The following is a 21102-nucleotide window of genomic DNA, read 5'->3' on the forward strand; positions in this document are numbered from 1 at the left end:
AGCGCTGATGGTACTGCACTCGGAAGGGTGTGGGAGAGTAAGACACCGCCGGGATTAACATGAAAGAAAGAAGTGGTCGAGGCCGCACCCCCTTAGGGGGCGCGGCCTCCCACCATTTAACACGCCGGAACGCTGTAGTGTCTGGGGCTATGGTCGTTGAAGCAGCTGTGAAGCCTCCGAACCGAGCGCGCGTCGTCGTGGTGGGCGGTGGCAATGGCGGGATCGCCCTGGCCTCGCGCCTGAATCGCAAGGGCGAGAGCGACGTCGTGATCGTTGAGCCCCGCTCGGAGCATTTCTACCGCCCGCTCTTGTCCTACGTGGGAGCCGGCCTGGCGACCCTGGGCGATGCACGGCGGGAGCAAAGCAAAGTCATGCCGGAGGGATCCACCTGGGTGCGCGACGTCGTGACACGGGTCCATCCCGAACTCTCCTCGGTGACCCTGGGCAGCGGCGCGACGATCGGCTACGACCAGCTCGTGCTCGCCGCCGGCTCGCGTCCCGACTGGGACTTCATCCCGGGATCGGCTGAGGCCGTCCTGTCCGAGAACGCGTCCACTAACTATCTGTTCGATCTCGCCCCGAAGACGTGGCGACTCGTGGACGCCGCCACCTCGGGGACCGCTGTGTTCACGATGCCCGACACCACGTGCCCGTGTGCGGGGGCTGCCCAGAAGATTCTTTACATGGCGTGCGATCTGTGGCGCAGCCGCGGTGTACTGGACGACATGCGGGTGGTCCTCACCGTCCCGGAAGACACGATCTTCGGCGTCCCCGTGGTGGACGATGAACTACAACGGGCGATTGACGACTACGGGATCGAGCTACGCACGCGCACCCGTGTCCGGTCGGTGGACTCGGGGACGAGCGCGATCACGATCGAATCCGACGGTGTCACGGAGGACATCTCGTACGACTTCCTGCACCTCACGCCCCCGCACATCGCCCCGGACTGGCTGGTGGATTGCGGCCTTTCCACCGAGGGAGCGCGCGGGTTCGTGGACGTGGATCCCGGGACGCTGCGTCATCGTCAGTACGAGAACGTCTGGGCACTCGGGGACATCGCGGCCACCCCGGGCTCCAGTTCCGGTGGTGCGCTGCGGAAGCAGACACCGGTCGTCGCGCAGAACGTCCTGTCCGCGCTGCGCGGGCAGCCCGCCACTGCCCGGTACTCCGGGTACACCGTGAGTCCGTTCACCGTCTCCCGCCGCACGCTGGTGCTGGCGGAGTTCACCGCGGACGGCACCCCCAAGCCCAGCAGCAAGGTGTTCGACCCGCGGAAGGAACGCAGGTCCACGTTCCTCCTCGACCGCTGGGGCCTTCCTTGGATCTATTGGCACCGCATCCTGCGGGGTAAGTGACGCTTCGCGCTTCCCCGCCCGGAGCGACCCCGCACCGATCACCGACCCCGAGGTGGGATCCCATGCAGAAAAGATCATCCCGCATGTGTGGTGCCAGGGCGCCGCGGAGGAGGCAGTCGCGTTCTACCGGAACGCCCTGCCGGACTGCACGCTCGCCGGTTCGTCCCGGTATCCGTCGGAGGGGGTGCCCGATTTCCAGCAGACGTTCGCCGGCGAACTGCTCACCGCGGATCTGCGGATCGGGGACTACCACGTGGTCCTCATCAACGCGGGTAACGCATGCTGGAGATGAAAAAGCTGAGTATCGCGGGGCTGCGCGGGGACTGACTCCGAGGATCCCGCGCGTCTGCCTCTGGGGCGGCCTGCGCAGGTCGTTTCGGTCAGTTGCACCGGGCAGGTGGCCGACGGCTGCATTCTCGGGGGCCACCTGCCCGGGCCAAGATCGACGGTCCCCTGTCCCGGGCCAAGATCGACGGTCCCCTGTCCCGGGCCAAGATCGACGGTCCCCTGTCCCGGGTCCGGGTCGACGCGTCCCTCTTCCGGGTCAGGACCGGTTCACCTGGCTGCGCCGAGCGCCCGGTCCAGGTCCGCCAGGTGATCCTCGATGTCCTCGATCCCCACGGACAGGCGCACCAGATCCTCGGGAACCTCGTACGGGGTGCCCACCCGGGAACCGTGGGTCATGCTATGGGGCACGCACGCGAGGGACTCTACACCCCCCAGGCTCACCGAGAGGTTGTAGATCTCGGTTTCGCGCACGAACGCGTGGGCGGCCTCGATGCCCCCGGCGGGCCGGAACGAGATGATGCCGCCGAATCCGCCGGTGAGGGTTTGTGCAGCCAGCTCGTGCTGCGGGTGTTCCTCGAGACCGGGGTAGTTGACCTCCAGGACGTCGGAGCGTGAGCGCAGGAAGCGGGCTACCTCCAGCGCATTCGAGCAGTGCCGTTCCATGCGCAGCGGGAGGGTCTTCAACCCCCGGGCCGCGAGGAACGAGTCGAACGGGCCGGCCACCGCGCCCCCGGCGAACTGCTGGAACCCGATGAGCTCGGACAGCGGCTGACCCCGCCACTCGGTGTCACCCACGACCACGGCACCGCCGAGCACGTCCGAGTGCCCGCCGATGTACTTGGTCGTGGAATGCACGACCACGTGGGCGCCGAGCACGAGCGGGTTCTGCAGGGCGGGGGACGCGAAGGTGTTGTCCACGACGAGGAGGGCGTCGGCGTCGTCGGCGACCTGCGCCCACGCGGCGATGTCCGCGACGCGCAACAACGGGTTGGACGGCGTCTCGAGCCACAGGACCTTGGTGCGTCCGGGGAGGACGGTCTCCGCGGCGTCGGACGCGGAGGCGGACGGCACGAAGCCGTGCTCGATACCCCACTTGGACAGCACCTGGTCCACGAGGCGGAACGTGCCGCCGTAGACGTCCGAGGCGAGCACGATGTGATCCCCCGGGGCAAGGACCGCGCGCAACAAGGCGTCCTCCGCGGCCATCCCGGAGGCGAACGCGAAGGCCCGGGTGCCCTGCTCGAGGGAGGCGAGCTGTTCCTCGAAACCGTTGCGTGTGGGATTGGAACCGCGGCTGTATTCGTGGCCCCCGGTGCGGAACTGGTTCACGCCGTCCTGGACGAACGTGGAGGTCTGGTAAATGGGCGGGACCACGGCGCCGGTGGTCGGGTCGGGCTGTTGGCCGTCGTGGATGGCGCGCGTGGCGAGTCCAGGCAGGCGGGTGTCGGTGCGGATCATGGGGTGGTCTCCTTCGGGGGGTGCGGGCAGCTCAGTGGGCCGCGGTGGTCGATGCCGAGCGGGGCTGCGGTGCGTGCGCGGGGGCGATGACCGACAGGGCTTGGAAGAGATCGGCCGTGAGATCGGCTTCGTCCTCGAGCCCCACGCTCACGCGCAGGGTCCGTTCGGTGATCCCGCTCGCGCGGAACTGCTCGGGCGTGAGGCGGCAGTGGGTCATGCTCGCGGGGTGCGCCACGAGGGTGCGGACGTCACCGATGTTGGCCGCGAGTTTGATCAGACGCAGCGAGTTCACGGCATGCTCGACCTGTTCCGGGGTTCCCTTGAGGTCGATCGAGAACACGCCGCCCACCCCGCGGTAGCCTCCGGTCTCCCGCAGCTGTTGCTGTCGCGGATCCCCGAAGCGGGGGTGGTGGACACGCTCCACCGCGGGATGCTCGGCCAGGGTGAGGGCGAGTCGCTCCGCCGTGGCGGACTGGCGTTCCACGCGCACACCCAGGGTCGTGATGCCCTGCAGGATCTCGTGGGCCGTGGTCGCGCCCATGCACGGGCCCAGGTCGTTGAGGTACTTGCACCGGGCCACACCCAGCAGCGCACGCCGGGCACCGAAGACCTCCACGGGGGAACGGTCCCCCCAACGGTGGTGCTTGCGGGTCAGCCACGGCCACCGTTCGGGGTCCTCGGTGGGGTCGAAGGACCCGGTGTCCACGAGCACACCGCCCAGGGGCCCGCCGTGTCCCGAGAGGTACTTGGTGGCCGAGTGCACCACGAGGTCCGCACCGTGGCGCCCGGGAGTGTAGAGGTGCGGCGTGGCCACGGTGTTGTCCACGATCACGACCACACCGTTGCGGTGCGCGATCTCCGCGATCGCCTCGAGTTCAGGCAGTTCCGTGAGCGGATTGGCCACGGATTCGAGGAAGAACACGCGCGTGCCGGGGCGCAGGGCATCCTCCCACTGCTGCGGTTCGCGGGGATCCGCGAACGTGACCTCCAGGCCCGTGTCCGCGAGGGTGTCCGTGAGCAGGTCCACCGTCCCGCCGTAGATCCGCGAGGAGACGACGACGTGCGCGTCCTTCGCGGGCCCGGTCAGCGTGAGCAAAGCGAGGCTCACCGCGGCTTGTCCCGACGACGTCGCGACCGCGCATTCCCCTCCCTCCAGCCGCGCGACCTCGGCCTCGAGCGCCGCGACGTTCGGATTACCCGTGCGGGCGTAGGTGAAACCGCTCGCGCGCTGGGCGAAGACCTCGCGGGCGTCGGCCAGGGTCTCGAACGCGTACGCGGCACTGTGGTGGATGGGCCGGACGATGGGCGTGCCCAGCGGAGCGGGGGTGGCTGCGGTCATGGTCTTCTTCCTTCCTCGGTCCACCCGGTGGCCGCGCGGCGGCGGCCACCGGGTGGACGTTTCCTACGGGTGAATCAGCGCTGCGCCGGAGTATCCGCGGCAGGGGTCGACGACGCGGCGACAGTGACGCTCCCGGACACGGTCGTCGCGTCGTTCGGGTCCACGTTCGCCGGTGCACCTGCGGGCGCGCCGGCCGTCCGAGCGGCGTCGTCGGCGGAGAGTTCCGCGCGCACGGTGACCGTCGCGGCGACCAGCCGGTCCAGTGCGGCCTCGGTCTCGGGCCAGCCGCGGGTCTTCAACCCGCAGTCGGGGTTAACCCACACGCGCTCGGCGCCGATCTCGTGCGCCGCGTGGCGGATGCGCCCCGCGAGCTCCTCGAACGTGGGGACCCGGGGCGAGTGGATGTCCCACACGCCGGGACCCACGTCCCGAGGGAAGTCGGATGCCGCGAGCCCGGTCACGATGCCCGAACCGGAGCGGGACGCCTCGAGCGTGGTGACGTCCGCGTCCAGGGCGTCGATCGCGTCCAGGACGGTCTCGAACTCCGAATAGCACAGGTGGGTGTGGATCTGGGTGTCCGTGGCCGCCCCGCCCGTGGCCAGGCGGAACGCCCCCACGGACCACTCGAGGTACGCCGGGCGCTCGGCCGCCCGCAGCGGCAGCAGCTCGCGCAGCGCGGGCTCGTCCACCTGGATCACGGGCGTTCCCGCGCGCTCGAGATCCGCGATCTCGTCCCGCAGGGCGAGTGCGACCTGGTCGGCGACCTCGGCGGCCGGAGCGTCGTCGCGCACGAAGGACCACGCGAGGATCGTGACCGGCCCGGTCAACATGCCCTTGACGGGGCGCTCGGTCAGGGACGCCGCGTACGAGGTCCAGTCCACCGTGATCGGCGCGGGGCGCGAGACGTCCCCGAACAGGATCGACGGGCGCGTGCAGCGCGATCCATAGGACTGCACCCAGCCGTGCTGCGTGGTCACGAAACCGTCCAGGCCCTCCGCGAAGTACTGCACCATGTCGTTGCGCTCGGGTTCGCCGTGCACTAGGACGTCGAGCCCCAGTTCCTCCTGGACGCGCACCGTGTGGGCGATCTCCGCGCGGATCGCGTCCGTGTACTCGGCCTCCGTGATCCGCCCCGCGCGGTGGTCCGCCCGGGTCTTGCGGATCTGCGGCGTCTGCGGGAAGGATCCGATGGTCGTGGTGGGCAGCACGGGCAAGCGCAGACGTTCGCGCTGGGCAGCGCGGCGCTGTTCGGCGTCCGCGCGCTGGCGGTCCGCGTCCTGCACCGCGGCGGTGCGCTCGCGGATCTCGGCCTTGTGAGTTGCCGGGTGCTCGGCGCGGGCCGCGCGGATCGTGGCGTCCTCGTCCAGGGTGTCCCGGATGGCATCCCAGCCGTGCTCGACGCCGCGCGCGAGCCCGACCACCTCGGTCACCTTCTGGTCCGCGAACGCGACCCAGCTGGTGACGTCCGGATCCAGTGCGGTCTCGCGGGCGACGTCGTGCGGGACGTGCAGCAGCGGCGTCGCGGTGCCCACGGCCACCGGCCCGCGGGCCGCGGCGCGCAGCCGGTCCAGGGTCTCGACGGCGCGCGCGAGGTCGGTGCGCCACACGGTGCGTCCGCCCACGACGCCGCCCACGACGGGGCGTTCGCCCCATGCCTCGAGTGCCTTCTTGCCGGGGACGTCCCCGCGGTCGAGGTCGATGGCCAGGGCGTCGACGTTCGTGTGGGCCAGGGCGAGCTGGGCGTCCTCGCCGGCATCGCCGTAGCCCACGGTCACGAGGATCGCGGGGCGCTGTTGCTCGTTCGAAAGTTGGGTGTAGGCGCTCTCGAGGGCGGCCACGAGTTCGGTGCGTTCCACGCTCCACCCGTCCGCGGCGAGGGCCGGCTCGTCGAGTTGCACCCATTCGACGCCGGCCTCAGCCAGGGCTCGCAGGATCGCGGCGTATTCGGCCACGACGTCGTCGAGGCGCTGCAGGGGGTGACTTGCGACGGCATCGGTGGTCTCGGGGCGTGAGAGCAAGAGCAGGCTCACGGGGCCCACGAGGACCGGGCGGGTGGTGATCCCGGTGGTCCCGAGGGTGGTCCGGTAGCGGGACACGAGGCTCTCGGGGTTCGCACGCAACGGGGTGTCCGGGCCGATCTCGGGTACGTAGTAGTGGTAGTTGGTGTCGAACCACTTGGTCATCTCGAGCGGCTCCAACCGATCGGTGCCGCGGGACAACGCCGTGATCAGCTCGATCCCGCGGGGCGTGTCCGGGGCGGCGGGCTCGTAGCCGTCCGCGATGAACCGCGCGGGAACCGCGCCTAGCGCCAGGGACGTGTCCAGGACGTGGTCCACCGCGAACCCCTCGGACGGCACCGCGTGATCCGTGGTGAGGCCGAGTTCGGACAATCGCGTGGCGGTGCGCTCACGCAACCGGGCGAGGGTGTCCAGCACGGTGGTGGCGGGGTGCTGTTGCGGGTCCTTCCAATAGGACTCGAGTGCGCGCTTGAGCTCGCGGTCGGGGCCGATGCGGGGGTAGCCCAGGATCGTGGCGGCGGGGAACGGGACGGGCTGGGTGCTCATGGGAACTCCTCGGAGCTGGTGTGGGGTATGGCGGTTAGGGGGTGTGATGAGCCGCGGCAACGGGTGTGCTCCGGCGCGGCGGGGTAAGGGGAACGTCAGCGTGGGTGGTGCCGCTACGAACGGTTTTCGGCCTGCCCGGATGTGGCGGTCGAAGCCAACACGATCGGTTCACGGGTCGGTCGGGGCTGGTGCGGAGGTCAGGCCGCGGGGCTGCGGCCTCGGTATTCGCGTGCGGCATCCCGGACCCGCAGGTGCTCCAGGATGGTCAGCGCCGCCTCGGGGCGGTTGAACGTGTACAGGTGGAAACCGGCGCAGCCCAGATCCATGAGGTCGTCGATCAGGGACAGGGTGGCCGCGACCCCTCGGTGGCGCAGTTCCTCGGGAGTGTCGGCGCGCAGGAACCGGGTGAGGCGTTCCGGGACCCGGACCCCGGTGATCTCGGTCATGCGCTGCAACCTTTGAGGGTTGCTCAGCGGCATGAGCCCGGCGACCACGGGGATGTGGATGCCCTCCGAGCGCGCGCGTTCCAGGAACGTGGCGTAGTCCTCGGGTTCGTAGAGCACCTGCGTGATCGCGTAGTCCGCGCCGGCCTCCTGCTTGTCCCACAGGGACGCGAGATCCGCCTCGAAGTCGCGGCCTCGTGCGGGGGACGGGTAGCACGCCACCGACACGGACAGCGGTCGCTGACCCGGGCGGAACCCGGTGCCGAAGCGACGTCGTTCGACGTCCCGGATCAGCTCCACCAGTTGGGAGGCCCGGCCCAGGCCACCCGCTGGGGTCCGCCATTCCCCGGTACCCAGGGGCGGGTCGCCGCGCAGCGCGAGGAGGTCGCGAACGCCGTCGTCCAGCAACTGGTCCACGGCGCGCTCAAGACCCGCGCGGTCCGTGCCACCGCACGTGAAGTGCGCCATGACCGGGGTCTTGGTCGTGCGGCGCAGGTGGCGCAGCGCCTCGCGGGAGACGCCGTGATGGCCGGCGTGACCGTGGGTGACCGAGAAGAAATCCGGCCCGGCCTGGGCCATGGCGTCGATGTTGCGCCACACAGTGTCCGGGTCCGCGGTGGGCCGCGGCGGGAACACTTCGAACGAGACAAGCGTGGAGCGGCGCGGGCGCCGGACCAGCCAGGACGTCCTCGTGGGCGGGCCAGTCACGGGCGCGGGTTCTGACGCTGCGAGGGGTGCGGGCATATAAAAAATCCTCCGGCGTTAGGACGCCGGAGGATGAGCTCCGAGCGCCGTACTTGCCGACCACGCGGTTGCGCGGCGGCCGGATCCTCATCTGGGGCACCCCACTACAGCTGGAGGGTTGCCGCCCGGTTAGCCAGAGCTTCGCACCGGGACTCATGATCCTTTGTTACGAGCGAGCGTAGCACAGCCTCGTGACGAGGCCCACGAACGATGACGGAACCGCCGGCCTCCCGCCGCGCTCGTCTTCCCAAGCGGGCTGAATGGACCGCACGGGGGCACCTGGGCCCTGCCGTGGTCATCCTGCCCCACGACGTGCAGGACATGAAGATGCCCGAGTTGGGACCCGAGAACTGGGTCTCGCGCTCGATAGCCGCGGCGCCGGCCGCGGGCGGGTCCGCGTCCTCGCAGGCACCCGCTCCGACGACGACGCCGTCCCCCTTGCGCAGCGCGACCGCCAACCCCGGTCGTCACGAACCCTGAGTTCGGGCCGCCGTGCATCCGGCGGCTCGCCGGTGCACCCGCGTGACCAAAGCGCGGCGAAAAACAGGGACGCCCACCCGGTCAACCGACCGGGTGGGCGCGCCTTGGCGTGTCATCAGCAACTCAGCATGGGTGCCAGACCTTTCCTCCCGGTTCGTAGCACCGGGGGCCGGTGTAACCGGGATAACCGCCATCACTCTCGGGAGCCGGGGGCACGTGGGGTGCCGCCGGCAGCTGCGGGGCAGCAGGTACCCGGGGCGCGGCCGGTAGCTGAGGTGCCGCGGGCTGCGCGGGGGCGGGGTTGTAGTTGTAGTTCGGTTGCGGAGCGGGATTGGGTTGGGGTGCCGGATCGCCCACGGCGACCTCGTCCTCCACGACCGCGGGAGGCGCCTCGAGCGTCGGCGTGGGAGTGGGCGTGGAGGACGAGGTGGGACTCGGCGTCGCGCTCGGGCTCGCGGTGCTCGGAGTTGTGGTGCCGGGGGATGCGGATTCCCCCGGCGGCGCGCAGTCCTGCTTCGGGTCGAAGAAACCGACCTGCATGGCCTGGGCGACGTTGTACGCGCTGTCCATCTCTCGCCGGTACGTGCTGTTGGCGCCCACGGTCATGGGCGTTGCCAGGCCCGCCTTGACGAGTGCCTGGTTGACGTTCAACCCGTCGTCGTCGCGGGTCACTCGGGCGAGGGTGCGGCCGTAGCGGTCCGTGCGTTCCACGTCGTAGTCCAGGTGGATCGTGGATCCCTTGGGCAGTAGGTCCTCAAGCTTGGCCGTGGCCTCGTCCGCGAGGCACTCGCCGGGCTGACCGTCCCGCGCGACCTCCGGGGTATTGATGTTCAGCAGCCGCACCCGCGTGGACTTCCCCGCGATCGTGGCGTCCAGGGTGTCCCCGTCCACCACGCGTTCCACTGTGGCCACCGAGTCGTCCGGGGTGGTGCGCAGTGCGGCATGGTGTAGACAAGACGCATGGCCACCATCGATGAGCTTCCCGGTGAGATTGTCGCGGACCTGCGCGTGAGCGATGCCCGTCCCCTGAGCGGCGGGGACACCGCCCGCGCCTACTGGCTCGAGACCCCGGACGGGCCCCTGTTCGCCAAGACCATGCCGGGTGCCCCGGCGGGTGTGTTGGCGTTGGAGGCGGCGGGACTCGAGGCGCTGCGCGCCGTCGCCCCCGCCGAGGTGCGGGTGCCCAGGGTGCATCACGTGGGCGATGAGGCCCTGGTGCTCGAGTGGATCGACGAGGGTCCCGGACGGCAGGACCGTGCCACGGAACGCAGCATGGGTGCTGGTCTCGCGGCCATCCACCGCGCGCGAGCCCCGCACGTCGGGTGGCTCTCGGCGGAGCTGCCGGAACGCATCGGCTCGTTCCCGGTGGATCTCACGCCCACGGACGACTGGGCCGACTTCCTGTTACACCGCCGCATCGAGCCGTTGCTGCGCGCGGCGATCGACGCGGGACACCTGGACCCCGCGGCGTCGGACCTGCTGGCGCGCTTGGCGCCGCGAGCGGACGAACTCGCGGGCCCTCCCGAACCCCCGAGCCTGCTGCACGGTGACCTGTGGGCAGGCAACCGCGTGGTGGATCGCAACGGGACGAACTGGCTCATCGATCCGTCCTCGTTCTACGGACACCGCGAGTACGACCTGGCCATGATGCAGCTCTTCGGCGGTTTCGGGCGGGAATGCTTCGCGGCGTACGACGACGCCTACCCCCTCGCGGACGGCTGGCACGACCGGGTGCCGTGGTACCAGTTGCCGCCGCTGCTGGTGCATGCGATCAGGTTCGACGGTGGTTACGGCGGGGCGGTCCTACGGGCCCTGCGCAGTCTGATGTGACACTACGGGGCGCGTCCATCACCCGCTGAGGACAGGGCGTTCTCGGCCGATGACTGCTACAAGGCAGGTGCGGACAACGTTTTCCACCCGCGTGACATGGTTGGACACGTCCCCCGCACGTGCAGCATGATGTTTACTAGATTGTCTAGTTATCCACAACGCGAGGGACGCGATGGAGAGCAGTGCAACGTGGTACGGGCCGGTGAGCCCGCAGTCGCGTGCGCTGCGCCGGGTGGTCGTGCTCAACGCGGAGATCGCGTACGAGATCCGCCGCATCTTGGGGCTCAAGGGAACCGATTACGCGGCCATGGCCATGCTCATAGTCCATTCCATGGGGCCCACGGAACTGGCTCACGCGCTGCACCTCACGACGGCCTCCGCGACCGCGGTGGTGGACCGACTGGTGCGCGCGGGTCACGTGGTCCGGGAGCCCGTGGAGGGGGATCGACGCCGGATGACTGTGCGCGCGGTGACCTCGTCCAGGGAGCGGACCCGGGAGCACGTCGTGCCGGTAATCGGGATGGTCGAGGACGAGCTCGACGCCCTGGATGAGCCCGGGCGTGAGGCCGTCCTCCGGTTTCTGAGAGGTACCGAGTCCCGTCTGGAGGAGTACTTGGAAGACTTGCGCGGGCGCGCGGACCAGGCGTCCCAGGACGATCCCGGGGCGGGTGGGTCATGACCGAACGCGTACGCACCGCCCGGTCCCGTGAATCCCACCGAGCGGCTCCCGGGATCCCGTCCGTTGCCGATCCTGGGGCCTCCCCGAGTGTCGCCCCCGTCGACGACGCCGCCTGGTGCCGTTTCCGCACCGCCGTGGGGGAAGAGCTGGACGCGTTCTTCGCGGCCCCCGCGAATCGAGTTCCCACGAGCCCGGGTTTCGGGGTGCTGTGGGAGCGGGTGCGCGAGCATATGGTGGGCGGCAAGCTCATCCGGCCGCGACTGACGTGGATCGCGTGGTCCTCCTTCGCCGGGGGCGCGGGGGATGGATCGAGCGCGCCTGACCCGCTCGTCGCGCCGGACGCCGGGGATGCCGAGGAGACGCCGGGTGTGCGCGATGCGGCCGGAGACGGGAACCACACGGCGGGCGACCGGGAGACAGAGGTGCCGGACCCCGAGTGCGTGCGCCTGGCGGCGTCGTTCGAGATGCTGCACGCGGCCCTGCTGGTCCACGACGACGTGGTGGACCGCGACTGGCTGCGCCGGGGCATGCCCACGGTGGGAGAGCTGTTCCGCCGTGACGCGGCCCGCGCCGGCGCACCCGAGCACGAAGCGGAACACGCGGGGGCCTCGGCGGCGATCCTCGCGGGGGACCTGTTGTTGGCGGGGGCACTGCGGCTCGCGACCACGTGCGCATCGGACCTCGCGCGGTGTCGCGCCGTGGCGGACGTGGTGTTCGACGCCGTGACCGCCTCCGCGGCCGGGGAGCTGGATGACGTGCTGTTGTCCCTGCATCGCTTCGGCGCCGAGCACCCCGGGGTGCAGGACATCCTGGACATGGAGCGGCTCAAGACCGCCACGTATTCGTTCGAGGCCCCGCTGCGGGCCGGCGCACTGCTCGCGGGTGCTCCCGCGGACGTCGCGGAGCGGCTGGCCCAGGCCGGCGCCATGCTGGGCGTGGGGTACCAGGTGGTGGACGACGTCCTGGGGACGTTCGGTGACCCGGGACTGACCGGCAAATCGGTGGACGCGGATCTACGTTCGGGCAAGGCCACCGTGCTCACCGCCCACGGGATGGGGGTACCCACGGTCCGCCGGGTCCTCAGGGACCTCGCGGCGGAACGCACCACGGTGCATCACGCGCGGGAAGCGCTCACGGCCTCCGGCGCCAAGGACGTGGCCGTGGAACTGGCCACGGATCTCGTGGACCGCGCCCGGACCACCCTGGACGAACTGCCCCTGCCCGCGGCGCAGCGCGATCAGCTCGTCGCGCTGTGCCACCACGTCCTGAACAGACACTCGTAGTGAGGACCCCCATGCCGGATTCGGACGCGCCGCCCCTCTCGTCGCTTCGCCTGTATACCGCCACGGCCCTCGCGGCCTCCGGGTCGGTCATCGGCCGGTACTCCACCTCCTTCTCGCTGGCGTGCCGCACTCTGCCGCCCGCCGTGCGCCGGGACATTGCGGGGATCTACGCGCTTGTACGCGTCGCGGATGAGGTCGTGGACGGCACCGCGGGCGCCGCGGGCCTCGAAGCCGCCCGCGTGCGCACCGCCCTGGACGGGTACGAAGCGGCTGTGAACTCGGCCCTGGCCACGGGATTCGCCACGGACCTGGTGATCCACGGCTTCGCGGACGTCGCCCGCCGTCACGGTTTCGGGCGGGAGCTGACCGAACCGTTCTTCGCGTCCATGCGCGCCGACCTGGACGTGGCCGAGCACGACGGCGCGTCGCTCGAGTCGTACATCTACGGTTCCGCGGAGGTCGTGGGACTCATGTGCCTCGAGGTGTTCATGGACATGCCCGGCACACGGGCGGACACCCCTGAGCAGCGGGACATGCTGCGGGCCACGGCCCGTCGGCTGGGAGCGGCCTTCCAGAAGGTGAATTTCCTGCGTGACCTCGGGGCGGACCACGACCAGCTCGGTCGCACGTATTTCCCGGGCGCGGACCCCGCCCACTTGGACGAGACCCAGAAGGCGCAGCTGCTCGCGGACCTCAATGCGGATCTCGACGCCGCGATGCCCGGGATCCTGGCCCTGGACCGGCGCGCTCGCCGGGCAGTCCTGATTGCGCACGGACTGTTCGCGGAACTGTCCCGGCGGATCGAACGCGTCCCCGCGCGGGAACTGACCAGACAACGCATCAGCGTGCCCACCGCGGTGAAACTGCGGATCGCGGCGCGCTCCCTCTCGGATTCGGTGGTGACACGATGACACGGACGGTGGTGATCGGCGGCGGTTTCGCGGGCCTGGCCACGGCGGGGCTGCTCGCCCAGGACGGGCACCGCGTGACCCTTCTGGAACAACAGGACATCCTGGGTGGGCGCTCCGGGCGGTGGTCCGCGGAGGGCTTCTCGTTCGACACCGGCCCCAGCTGGTACCTCATGCCGGAGGTCATCGACCGGTGGTTCCGGCTCATGGGCTCCAGCGCCGCAGCAGAACTGGACCTGCGCACCCTGAGCCCGGGCTACCGCACGTTCTTCGAGGAGCACCTGGACGAGCCACCGACGGACGTGGTCAGCGGGCACGCGGAGGAACTGTTCGAGCAACTGGACCCGGGATCCTCCCGTGCGCTGCGCATGTACCTGGACTCCGGCGCGGAGGTCTACGAGCTCGCCAAGAAGTACTTTCTCTACACGGATTTCGCGCACCCCCGTGAGCTCATGACCCCGCAGGTGCTCAAGAACCTCCCGCGGCTCGGCACACTGCTGACCCGGTCCATGAAGGGCTACATCGACCAGCGGTTCACCGATCCGCGGGAACGCCAGATCCTGGGGTACCCCGCGGTGTTCCTGGGCGCCTCGCCCTCGAGTGCTCCGGCCATGTACCACCTCATGAGTCACCTCGATCTCACGGACGGAGTGCAGTACCCCGTGGGTGGGTTCAGCGCGCTCGTGGACGCGATGGCCGAGCTGGTGCGCGCGGCCGGGGTCGAGATCGTGACCGGGGCGACCGTCACGGGGATCGACGTCGAGCGGGCACCGCGCTCCGTGCGTTCCCAGGTGGCTGCCGCCCGTTCACGACGTCGCTCGGCCGGCTCCGTGCGCGGCGTACGTTACCGTGCGACGTCATCGGCCTCGAATGCGCCGCGGACGGCGGCCGACGGTGCGGAGACCACCGTGCCCGCCGATCTCGTGGTGGGTGCCACGGACCTGCACCACATCCAGACCAGGTTGCTGCCCGAGCGGTACCGGGCCCCGGAATCGCGGTGGAAGCGCCGGGACCCGGGGCCGTCCGGGGTGCTCGTGTGCCTGGGCGTGCGGGGGAAATTGCCGCAATTGGCCCACCACAACCTGCTGTTCACGGCGGACTGGGACGACAACTTCGCGCGCATCGGTACCGGGCGGGAGCTCGCGGAGGAGACCTCGATCTACGTGTCCATGACGTCGGCCACGGACCCCGCCACTGCGCCCGAGGGGGACGAGAACCTCTTCATCCTGGTGCCCGCACCGGCCGTCCCCGAGTGGGGTCGCGGCGGGATCAGCACGCCGGAACGCCACGAACCGGGTTCGGAACAGGTCGAGCGGGTCGCGGACGCGGCCGTGGCGCAACTGGCCCGCTGGGCGAAGATCCCGGATCTCGAGTCCCGGGTCGTGGTGCGGCGCACGTACGGGCCGGGGGACTTCGTCGCCCAGTTCAACGCGTGGCGCGGTTCCCTCCTGGGCCCCGGTCACACGCTCGGTCAGTCAGCGATGCTGCGCCCCGGTGTGACCGATCCCGGGATCCGGGGCCTGTTCTACGCGGGGTCCTCGGTGCGCCCGGGGATCGGCGTGCCCATGTGCTTGATCTCATCCCAGGTGGTGTGGGACGCCATCCGCGAGGACAGCGGGGTGTCCTGATGTATTTGCTCATGCTGCTCGTGTTCCTGGGGTGCTACGCGCTGATCGACCGGCGGTGGAACCTCTACTTCTGGTCGGGGCACAAACTGCGGGCGTGGCTCGTGCTCGTCGTGGGGGTCCTGTTCTTCCTCGCGTGGGACGTTGTGGGGATCGTCAACGGGCTGTTCTGGCACGGCGAGAACTCGCTGACCCTGGGGATCTTGGTGGCCCCCGAACTGCCCCTCGAAGAGGTCTTCTTCCTGGCATTCCTGTGCTACCAGACCATGATCTACGTGCTCGGGGCACCCGTGCTGTGGCGGTGGCTGCGCGACCGGCGGGGCACCGCGGCGGCGTCGTCCGAACTGCGAGGAGGTCACGGAGCGTGACGTACTGGAGCGTGAACTTCATCTTCTTGGGCATCTCGGCGGTGGTGCTGCTCGTGGCCGTGCTCGTGCGGCGGCCGCGGGGGCTGTTCTGGGGATCCCTGGTGGCGTCCTTCGTGCTGCTCGGGGTGCTCACCGCGATCTTCGACAACCTCATGATCGCCGCCGGGATCATGACCTACACGGAGCACAACATCTCCGGCGTGCAGATCGGACTGGCCCCGCTCGAGGACTTCGCGTACCCGTTCGCGGGGGTGCTCCTGCTGCCGGCGCTGTGGTTGTTGCTCGGTGGTGTCCGCCAAGAACGCGGTGCCCGTGAAGAACGTCGTGCCGGCGACGGACGCGGGTCGCACGACGGACGCGGCGCTCGCGGTGCCCGAACGCCGGAGGCTGAGGAAAGGGGAGTCCGTGCTGAGTAAGCTCTTCTGGGCCTCGCGCCCCCTGAGCTGGGTGAACACCGCGTACCCGTTCACCGCGGCGGTGCTGCTGACCAGGGGCATCCCGTGGTGGCTCGTGGTGCTCGGCACGGTGTTCTTCCTGGTGCCCTACAACCTGGCCATGTACGGCATCAACGACGTCTTCGACTACGAGTCCGATCTGCGCAATCCCCGCAAGGGCGGCGTGGAGGGTGCCGTGGTGGACCGTGCCGCGCAACGCCCCGTGTTGCTGGCCTCGTGCCTGGTCCCGGTGCCCTTCGTCCTGGTGCTCCTGGGCTACGCGGTGGCCACGGGCAACTGGGTGTCCATCGCGGTACTCGCGGTCTCGCTGTTCGCCGTGGTGGCGTACTCGTGGGCCGGGCTGCGGTTCAAGGAACGCCCGTTCGTGGACGCGATGACGAGTGCCACCCACTTCGTCTCGCCCGCGGTCTACGGCCTGACGCTGGCGGGCGCCACGTTCACACCGGGACTGTGGGCGCTGCTCATCGGGTTCTTCCTGTGGGGCATGGCCTCCCAGATGTTCGGCGCGGTCCAGGACGTGGTCCCGGACCGGGAGGGCGGACTCGCGTCCGTGGCCACGGTGCTCGGGGCCCGGCCCACCGTGTGGGTGGCCGCGCTGCTGTACGCCCTGGCGGGTGGGCTCATGATGTTCACCGAGTGGCCAGGCCAGCTCGCCGCACTGCTCGCGGTGCCGTACCTGCTCAACGTGCTGCGCTTCAGCGGTGTCACGGACACCGATTCCGGGCGGGCCAACGCGGGATGGAAGACCTTCCTGTGGTTGAACTACCTCACCGGTTTCCTGGTGACCATGCTGCTCATCTGGTGGGCCGCGGTGCGCCCGGTCTGACCCCGGCCGGTCGCTCGACGCCGCTCGTCCCCTCACGGGGGCGGGCGGCGTCGTCGTTCTCGTCCTGATCCGATCCGTGAACCCTTGACCGCCTCGCCGGTTATGTGGTTCATTAGTAGAGTAATGAACCAAGGAGCTGGAAGTTCTCCATGACACCCAAACAAGACGGTCGCCCGATCTTCATGGTCCTGGCCGACCAGATCGCGGACGACATCCTCCAGGGCAACTACCCGGTGGATTCCGCGGTGCCATCCACCAACGAACTCGCCGCGTTCTACCGCATCAACCCCGCGACGGCGGGGAAAGCTCTGGGACGCTTGGTGGATCAGGGAGTCGTGGAGCGGCGTCGTGGGATCGGGACGTTCGTGGCCGCGGATGGCCCGGACATCCTGCGAGCGCAGCGCCGGGAGGCGTTCCATGAAGACTTCATCCAACCCGCCGTGGCCGAGGCCCGGAGGCTCGGACTCACACTCGACGACATGGTCGCACTCATCAGAAAGGTCTCGCCATGAGTTCTCCCGTACGACACACGGATCACCGTGAGAGCGCGCCGGGGCAGGGGATCCGGATCAGGAACCTGAACAAGTCCTTCGGCAAGAAACACGTGCTGCGGGACATCACCGTGGATTTCGCGCCCGATCGGGTGCACGGGCTGCTCGGGGCCAACGGCGTGGGTAAGACCACGCTGATGTCCGTGATCCTCAATCACACGTTCCGCAGCTCCGGTGAGGTGCTGATCGACGGTGAGGATCCGCGGGAGAACGCGCGGTTGCTCGAACGCACGTGCTTCGTCCACGAGGACCAGAAGTTCCACGACGACGACACCCCGGCCTCCCTGCTGCGCATCCTGCCCACGTTCTACCCCACGTGGGACACCGACCTGGCCGAGCGCCTGGCGCCCCGGTTCAAGCTGCCGATGAGCACGCGCACCACCAAGCTCTCCCGCGGGCAGCGCAGCGCGCTGGCGATCGTCATCTCGCTGGCCGCGCGGGCGCCGTTCACCTTCATGGACGAGCCGTACCTGGGGCTCGACCCCGGGCACCGCGCCCTGTTCTACGAGGAGTTCGCCCGCGCCATGGCCGAACACCCGCGCACCGTGATCCTCTCCACGCACCTGATCGACGAGGTGTCCGACCTGCTCGAGAACGTGGTCATGATCGAGGACGGCCGGGTCACGGTGGACGCGGACATCGACGACGCCCGGGACAGCGCGTTCGTGCTGCGCGGACTCGAACCCGTGGTCCGGGACGTCGTGGGCGCTCGCAGGGTCCTGCGCGAGTACCGACTCGGCAACATCCTCTCCGTCACCGTGGACGGCACCGCGACCGCTGAGGACCGGCGCCGCGCGGACGCCGCCAATGTCTCGTTGGAACCCGTCACCTTGCAGGAACTCGTGGCCGCGCGGGGCATGCGCGGCACCGACGACGCAGAAATGAGTGTGTGATGCAGTACGCCCGCCGGAACCTCGCGCTGTACCTGACCAACCGACTCAACTCCTTCGTGGTGGCCCCGGCCATCCTGGTCCTGGTCGCGATCCTCACGGTCGTGATCGGGCTGATCATCGGCATCCGCACCGGTCTGCCCCTACCGCAGCCGGTCCAGGACGGATTCCAAGCCAACCTGGCCGTGTTCTGGGCCCTCCCGGGCTTCCTGATCTCCCACGGCGCGCTGACCGCCAACCGGGGTTTCGCCGGCGCGCTCGCGTTCGGCAGCACCCGCCGGAACTTCTGGGCGGGCACGGCCATGGGTTTCGTGATCACGTCCCTGGTGGTCGCGGCCGCGGGTCTCGTGATTCTGGCCGCGGAGGCCGCGACCGGGTTCGGGCTGGGGATCAGTTTCCTCACCATTCACGCCCTGGGTGACGGCAACCCCCTGATCGTGGCCGTGACATTGTTCCTGCTGAGTCTCATGAGCCTCTTTGCGGGCATGAGTTTCGGCGGGATCTACCGCGCGGCCGGGGTGATCTGGACCGTGATCTCGATCGTGGCCGTGGTGCTCGTGGCACTGGGTCTGCTCGCCGCGATCGTGGCCTGGCCGGACTTGTGGTTGAACCTCGCGAACGAGCTCGGACGGTGGGGCATCCCGCTCGGCCTCGTGGTCGTCACACTGATCGCCGGTATCGCGAGCCGCGCGGTGGTGCGGTACGCGGAGATCTGAGCTCCCGGTACGACGCCGCTCGCTCCCTTTCCGGGGGTGGGCGACGTCGTCGTGTGCGGGCTGTGTCGTGCGGGCGGTGCGTGGACTGAATCCCTGACATCACCCGCTCCCGGGCCCACCCCACCTGACATCATGGCCCCATGAGCCGATCGACATTCACCACGCACACCGCCCACGTCAACGACACCGAGCTGGCCTACACGGACGAGGGCCGGGGCGAGTCCGTCGTGCTGCTGCACGGCCACGCGTACGACCGCTCCATGTGGGACGGGCAGGTCACGACTCTCGCGGAGCAGGGTTGGCGCGTGATCGCCCCGGACCTGCGCGGGTTCGGCGAGTCCCAGGTCACCGAGGGGATCGTGTACACCGAGGAGTTCGCCGCGGACATCGTCGCGCTGCTGGACGAGCTCGGCCTGGAGACCGTGATCCTGTTGGGCTTCTCGATGTCCGGGCAGGTGGCCATGCAGATCGCCGCGTCGTGCCCCGAACGGGTGAGCGCGCTGATCATCAACGACACGGTGCCCACGTCCGAGGACGCGGCGGGGCGGCGGCGTCGTCATGTGGCGGCGGACGGGATCGTGCGGGACGGCATGGAGACCTACGCGCAGAACGTGCTGTCCAAGATGATCGCGGAGGAGAACGTGGAGCGGCTGCCGGAGGTCGCCGAGCGCGTGCGCGAGATGATCCGGGCCGCCCCGCTCGAGGGCTCCACCGCGGCCATGCGCGGGCGCGCCGAACGCAACGACTTCACCGAGACGCTGCGCGCGTGGGAGAAGCCCGCGCTCGTGATCGTGGGGGACTCGGACGCGTTCGACAACGGCGCGGGCCAGGCCATGAGCGAGCTGCTGCGCCACGGTGAGCTCGCGGTGGTCCCCGCGAGCGGGCACACGCCCAACATGGAGAACCCCTCGGAGTACGACGCCGCTCTGGGTGCCTTCCTCTCGCGTCTCGTCTGATCGGGCGGCTCGCGGGTGCCGCTCACGGGCGGAATGGCGGGCGAACATCTGAGTCCCGATAATGCCTCGGAATCGCGATCCGGGCGCTTTATCGGGGCATGGATGTACCCGGGGATGCCCGGCGCTCAGTTCCAGTTGTCGGCGAGCAACTCCATGGCTGTGAGGACGTCCGGTTGGCGCGTGGCGGTGGGGGAGATCATCAGCTCGTCCGCATCAGCGTGTTCTGCGAACCGGTGCAGGTAGTCCACCACGGTGTCCGGGGTGCCCGCGCCGGTGTAACTGATCATGTGCAGGATCTGGGCGGCAGCGGGGGAGGCCATGACCATGTCCATCTCCTCGTCCGTGAACTCCCGGCCGCGGCCCACCATGGCCTTGACCCGGGAGCGCTGGGTCGCTTCCCGCTGACGGGCGGCGTCCTGCGCGTCCTCGGAAATGATCACGTTCACCGCGGCGATCACGTACGGCTCCGCGAGCTGTTCGGACGGCTGGAACTGGGACCGATAAGCGGCCACGGCGTCCACGAGGGCGTCCGGCGCGAAGTGCGATGCGAACGCATAGGGCAGCCCGTAGGCCGCGGCCAACTGGGCCCCGAACAGGGACGAGCCCAGGATGGTCAGCGGCACGTCGGTCCCCGCACCCGGCATCGCCTGCACGCCCGGGATGAGTGAGTTGCCGGTCAGGTAGCCCCGCAGTTCCTTGACGTCCTGGGGGAAGCTCTCGGCGGATTCGGGGGAACGACGCAGTGCGCGCAGCGTGCGCGGATCCGTCCCCGGGGCGCGGCCGAGCCCCAGGTCGATCCGGCCGGGATGCAGCTCCGCGAGGGTGCCGAACTGTTCCGCGATCGTGAGCGGGGAGTGATTGGGCAGCATGACGCCGCCCGAACCGAGCCTGATGCGTTCCGTGTGCGCGGCCACGTGGGCGATCAACACTGCCGGTGCGGAGGACGCGATCGTGGGCATGTTGTGGTGCTCCGCGTACCAGACCCGCGTGTATCCCAACCGCTCCGCGTGCCGGGCAAGGGTCACGGAATCCGCGAAACTCTCACCCACCGATTGGTTCTCGCGCACGGTGGCGAAGTCGATGACCGATAGGGGCAGTGCCATGAATGAAACCCTTTCCAGAGAAAACTTGCTGTAGGAATAACGGGCTCACGGGGCCCGATATTCCGCGGGCCGCTGCTCTCCCGGGTGTGCTGAACGGGTTGCCCGGGGTGGGAGGGGATGAGCGGGGGAGCGGGATGAGGGAGCGCCTACCGGCAGACTCGGGGCCACCACCGGACCCGGACTTGCCGGTTCAGTTCTCGGGGCGCCCTGCTCGGATCGCCCCAGCCGGCGCCTGGCG

At 69.7% G+C, this 21102-nt stretch carries 21 protein-coding genes and 1 riboswitch; of the genes, 15 read left to right on the plus strand and 6 right to left on the minus strand.

The features are described from left to right. The first annotated feature begins 167 nt into the window (after positions 1 to 167). The gene (locus RF646_RS08845; RefSeq protein WP_368835755.1) at positions 168 to 1358 is read left to right on the plus strand and encodes an FAD/NAD(P)-binding oxidoreductase; all 1191 of its coding nucleotides are present in this window, start codon (positions 168 to 170) and stop codon (positions 1356 to 1358) included. A gap of 52 nt (positions 1359 to 1410) precedes the next feature. Next, complete coding sequence (locus RF646_RS08850; RefSeq protein ID WP_159450032.1) at positions 1411 to 1650, plus strand: VOC family protein; 240 nt, start codon at positions 1411 to 1413, stop codon at positions 1648 to 1650. 263 nt (positions 1651 to 1913) lie between these two features. On the opposite strand, the gene RF646_RS08855 is transcribed toward RF646_RS08850, so the two are convergent. From RF646_RS08855 to RF646_RS08870, 4 genes are all read right to left on the minus strand, one after another. Then, positions 1914 to 3104 carry a cystathionine gamma-synthase gene (locus RF646_RS08855; RefSeq protein WP_144931685.1) on the minus strand — a complete coding sequence of 397 codons (1191 nt, stop codon included), beginning with the start codon at positions 3102 to 3104 and terminating at the stop codon, positions 1914 to 1916. 31 nt (positions 3105 to 3135) lie between these two features. Next, a complete protein-coding gene (locus tag RF646_RS08860) occupies positions 3136 to 4443 on the minus strand; it encodes an aminotransferase class I/II-fold pyridoxal phosphate-dependent enzyme (RefSeq protein WP_193519948.1) in 1308 nt (435 codons plus the stop codon). 74 nt (positions 4444 to 4517) lie between these two features. Beyond that, positions 4518 to 7007 (minus strand): 5-methyltetrahydropteroyltriglutamate--homocysteine S-methyltransferase, encoded by a 2490-nt coding sequence (gene metE / locus RF646_RS08865; protein ID WP_144998584.1) that lies wholly within the window; start codon positions 7005 to 7007, stop codon positions 4518 to 4520. Positions 7008 to 7204: 197 nt separating this feature from the next. Further along, positions 7205 to 8194 (minus strand): methylenetetrahydrofolate reductase, encoded by a 990-nt coding sequence (locus RF646_RS08870; protein WP_368835756.1) that lies wholly within the window; start codon positions 8192 to 8194, stop codon positions 7205 to 7207. 44 nt (positions 8195 to 8238) lie between these two features. Continuing rightward, positions 8239 to 8355: riboswitch (SAM riboswitch) on the minus strand. A 49-nt stretch (positions 8356 to 8404) separates the two neighbouring features. Between RF646_RS08870 and RF646_RS08875 the strand changes: the two genes are divergently transcribed. Then, positions 8405 to 8674 (plus strand): hypothetical protein, encoded by a 270-nt coding sequence (locus RF646_RS08875; protein ID WP_121544252.1) that lies wholly within the window; start codon positions 8405 to 8407, stop codon positions 8672 to 8674. 123 nt (positions 8675 to 8797) lie between these two features. On the opposite strand, the gene RF646_RS08880 is transcribed toward RF646_RS08875, so the two are convergent. After that, positions 8798 to 9586 carry a thermonuclease family protein gene (locus RF646_RS08880; protein WP_206479149.1) on the minus strand — a complete coding sequence of 263 codons (789 nt, stop codon included), beginning with the start codon at positions 9584 to 9586 and terminating at the stop codon, positions 8798 to 8800. A 48-nt stretch (positions 9587 to 9634) separates the two neighbouring features. Here RF646_RS08880 and RF646_RS08885 point away from each other — a divergent pair, with 48 nt between their 5' ends. The 12 genes from RF646_RS08885 (at position 9635) to RF646_RS08940 (ending at position 19761) form a co-directional block, all read left to right on the plus strand. Further along, positions 9635 to 10504 (plus strand): fructosamine kinase family protein, encoded by an 870-nt coding sequence (locus tag RF646_RS08885; RefSeq protein ID WP_085106589.1) that lies wholly within the window; start codon positions 9635 to 9637, stop codon positions 10502 to 10504. Positions 10505 to 10676: 172 nt separating this feature from the next. Then, positions 10677 to 11183, plus strand: a complete 507-nt coding sequence (locus RF646_RS08890; protein WP_368835757.1) for a MarR family winged helix-turn-helix transcriptional regulator — start codon at positions 10677 to 10679, stop codon at positions 11181 to 11183. Beyond that, positions 11180 to 12466, plus strand: coding sequence for a polyprenyl synthetase family protein (locus RF646_RS08895; protein WP_368835758.1), 1287 nt, complete (start codon positions 11180 to 11182; stop codon positions 12464 to 12466). Before RF646_RS08890 ends, RF646_RS08895 begins: the two co-directional genes overlap by 4 nt. 11 nt (positions 12467 to 12477) lie before the next feature. Next, positions 12478 to 13377, plus strand: a complete 900-nt coding sequence (locus RF646_RS08900) for a phytoene/squalene synthase family protein (protein WP_098053666.1) — start codon at positions 12478 to 12480, stop codon at positions 13375 to 13377. Further along, complete coding sequence (gene crtI / locus RF646_RS08905; protein ID WP_035964988.1) at positions 13374 to 15002, plus strand: phytoene desaturase family protein; 1629 nt, start codon at positions 13374 to 13376, stop codon at positions 15000 to 15002. Before RF646_RS08900 ends, crtI begins: the two co-directional genes overlap by 4 nt. Continuing rightward, positions 15002 to 15367, plus strand: coding sequence for a lycopene cyclase domain-containing protein (locus RF646_RS08910; protein ID WP_085106586.1), 366 nt, complete (start codon positions 15002 to 15004; stop codon positions 15365 to 15367). The genes crtI and RF646_RS08910 overlap by 1 nt, the downstream gene beginning before the upstream one ends. Beyond that, the gene (locus RF646_RS08915; protein WP_167318924.1) at positions 15364 to 15783 is read left to right on the plus strand and encodes a lycopene cyclase domain-containing protein; all 420 of its coding nucleotides are present in this window, start codon (positions 15364 to 15366) and stop codon (positions 15781 to 15783) included. Before RF646_RS08910 ends, RF646_RS08915 begins: the two co-directional genes overlap by 4 nt. Then, on the plus strand, positions 15773 to 16648 hold the full coding sequence (locus RF646_RS08920; RefSeq protein WP_085106584.1) for a prenyltransferase: 876 nt from the start codon (positions 15773 to 15775) through the stop codon (positions 16646 to 16648). Before RF646_RS08915 ends, RF646_RS08920 begins: the two co-directional genes overlap by 11 nt. Positions 16649 to 16797: 149 nt before the next feature. Further along, positions 16798 to 17160 (plus strand): GntR family transcriptional regulator, encoded by a 363-nt coding sequence (locus RF646_RS08925; RefSeq protein ID WP_064845642.1) that lies wholly within the window; start codon positions 16798 to 16800, stop codon positions 17158 to 17160. Continuing rightward, entirely contained in the window at positions 17157 to 18092 is a 936-nt protein-coding gene (locus RF646_RS08930; RefSeq protein ID WP_368835759.1) for an ATP-binding cassette domain-containing protein, read from the plus strand. The genes RF646_RS08925 and RF646_RS08930 overlap by 4 nt, the downstream gene beginning before the upstream one ends. Further along, positions 18092 to 18805 carry a hypothetical protein gene (locus tag RF646_RS08935; RefSeq protein ID WP_368835760.1) on the plus strand — a complete coding sequence of 238 codons (714 nt, stop codon included), beginning with the start codon at positions 18092 to 18094 and terminating at the stop codon, positions 18803 to 18805. Before RF646_RS08930 ends, RF646_RS08935 begins: the two co-directional genes overlap by 1 nt. 140 nt (positions 18806 to 18945) lie before the next feature. Next, entirely contained in the window at positions 18946 to 19761 is an 816-nt protein-coding gene (locus RF646_RS08940) for an alpha/beta fold hydrolase (protein WP_144998575.1), read from the plus strand. A gap of 125 nt (positions 19762 to 19886) precedes the next feature. Here the strand turns inward: RF646_RS08940 and RF646_RS08945 are convergent, their stop codons facing one another. Continuing rightward, entirely contained in the window at positions 19887 to 20864 is a 978-nt protein-coding gene (locus RF646_RS08945; RefSeq protein ID WP_368835761.1) for an LLM class flavin-dependent oxidoreductase, read from the minus strand. Between the last annotated feature and the right edge of the window lie 238 nt (positions 20865 to 21102).

Origin of the sequence: Kocuria sp. CPCC 205261, from assembly GCF_040981025.1 — a bacterium.
GTDB classification, from domain to species: domain Bacteria; phylum Actinomycetota; class Actinomycetes; order Actinomycetales; family Micrococcaceae; genus Kocuria; species Kocuria marina.

Excerpts from the sequence above, each read along its gene's own strand:
- crtI (WP_035964988.1), top strand. The coding sequence starts at position 13,374 with ATGACACGGACGGTGGTGATCGGCGGCGGTTTCGCGGGCCTGGCCACG.
- RF646_RS08875 (WP_121544252.1), top strand. The coding sequence starts at position 8,405 with ATGACGGAACCGCCGGCCTCCCGCCGCGCTCGTCTTCCCAAGCGGGCT.
- RF646_RS08940 (WP_144998575.1), top strand. The coding sequence starts at position 18,946 with ATGAGCCGATCGACATTCACCACGCACACCGCCCACGTCAACGACACC.
- RF646_RS08885 (WP_085106589.1), top strand. The coding sequence starts at position 9,635 with ATGGCCACCATCGATGAGCTTCCCGGTGAGATTGTCGCGGACCTGCGC.
- RF646_RS08890 (WP_368835757.1), top strand. The coding sequence starts at position 10,677 with ATGGAGAGCAGTGCAACGTGGTACGGGCCGGTGAGCCCGCAGTCGCGT.
- RF646_RS08910 (WP_085106586.1), top strand. The coding sequence starts at position 15,002 with ATGTATTTGCTCATGCTGCTCGTGTTCCTGGGGTGCTACGCGCTGATC.
- RF646_RS08855 (WP_144931685.1), bottom strand. The coding sequence starts at position 3,104 with ATGATCCGCACCGACACCCGCCTGCCTGGACTCGCCACGCGCGCCATC.
- RF646_RS08945 (WP_368835761.1), bottom strand. The coding sequence starts at position 20,864 with ATGGCACTGCCCCTATCGGTCATCGACTTCGCCACCGTGCGCGAGAAC.
- metE (WP_144998584.1), bottom strand. The coding sequence starts at position 7,007 with ATGAGCACCCAGCCCGTCCCGTTCCCCGCCGCCACGATCCTGGGCTAC.
- RF646_RS08860 (WP_193519948.1), bottom strand. The coding sequence starts at position 4,443 with ATGACCGCAGCCACCCCCGCTCCGCTGGGCACGCCCATCGTCCGGCCC.
- RF646_RS08895 (WP_368835758.1), top strand. The coding sequence starts at position 11,180 with ATGACCGAACGCGTACGCACCGCCCGGTCCCGTGAATCCCACCGAGCG.
- RF646_RS08925 (WP_064845642.1), top strand. The coding sequence starts at position 16,798 with ATGACACCCAAACAAGACGGTCGCCCGATCTTCATGGTCCTGGCCGAC.
- RF646_RS08900 (WP_098053666.1), top strand. The coding sequence starts at position 12,478 with ATGCCGGATTCGGACGCGCCGCCCCTCTCGTCGCTTCGCCTGTATACC.
- RF646_RS08935 (WP_368835760.1), top strand. The coding sequence starts at position 18,092 with ATGCAGTACGCCCGCCGGAACCTCGCGCTGTACCTGACCAACCGACTC.
- RF646_RS08870 (WP_368835756.1), bottom strand. The coding sequence starts at position 8,194 with ATGCCCGCACCCCTCGCAGCGTCAGAACCCGCGCCCGTGACTGGCCCG.
- RF646_RS08930 (WP_368835759.1), top strand. The coding sequence starts at position 17,157 with ATGAGTTCTCCCGTACGACACACGGATCACCGTGAGAGCGCGCCGGGG.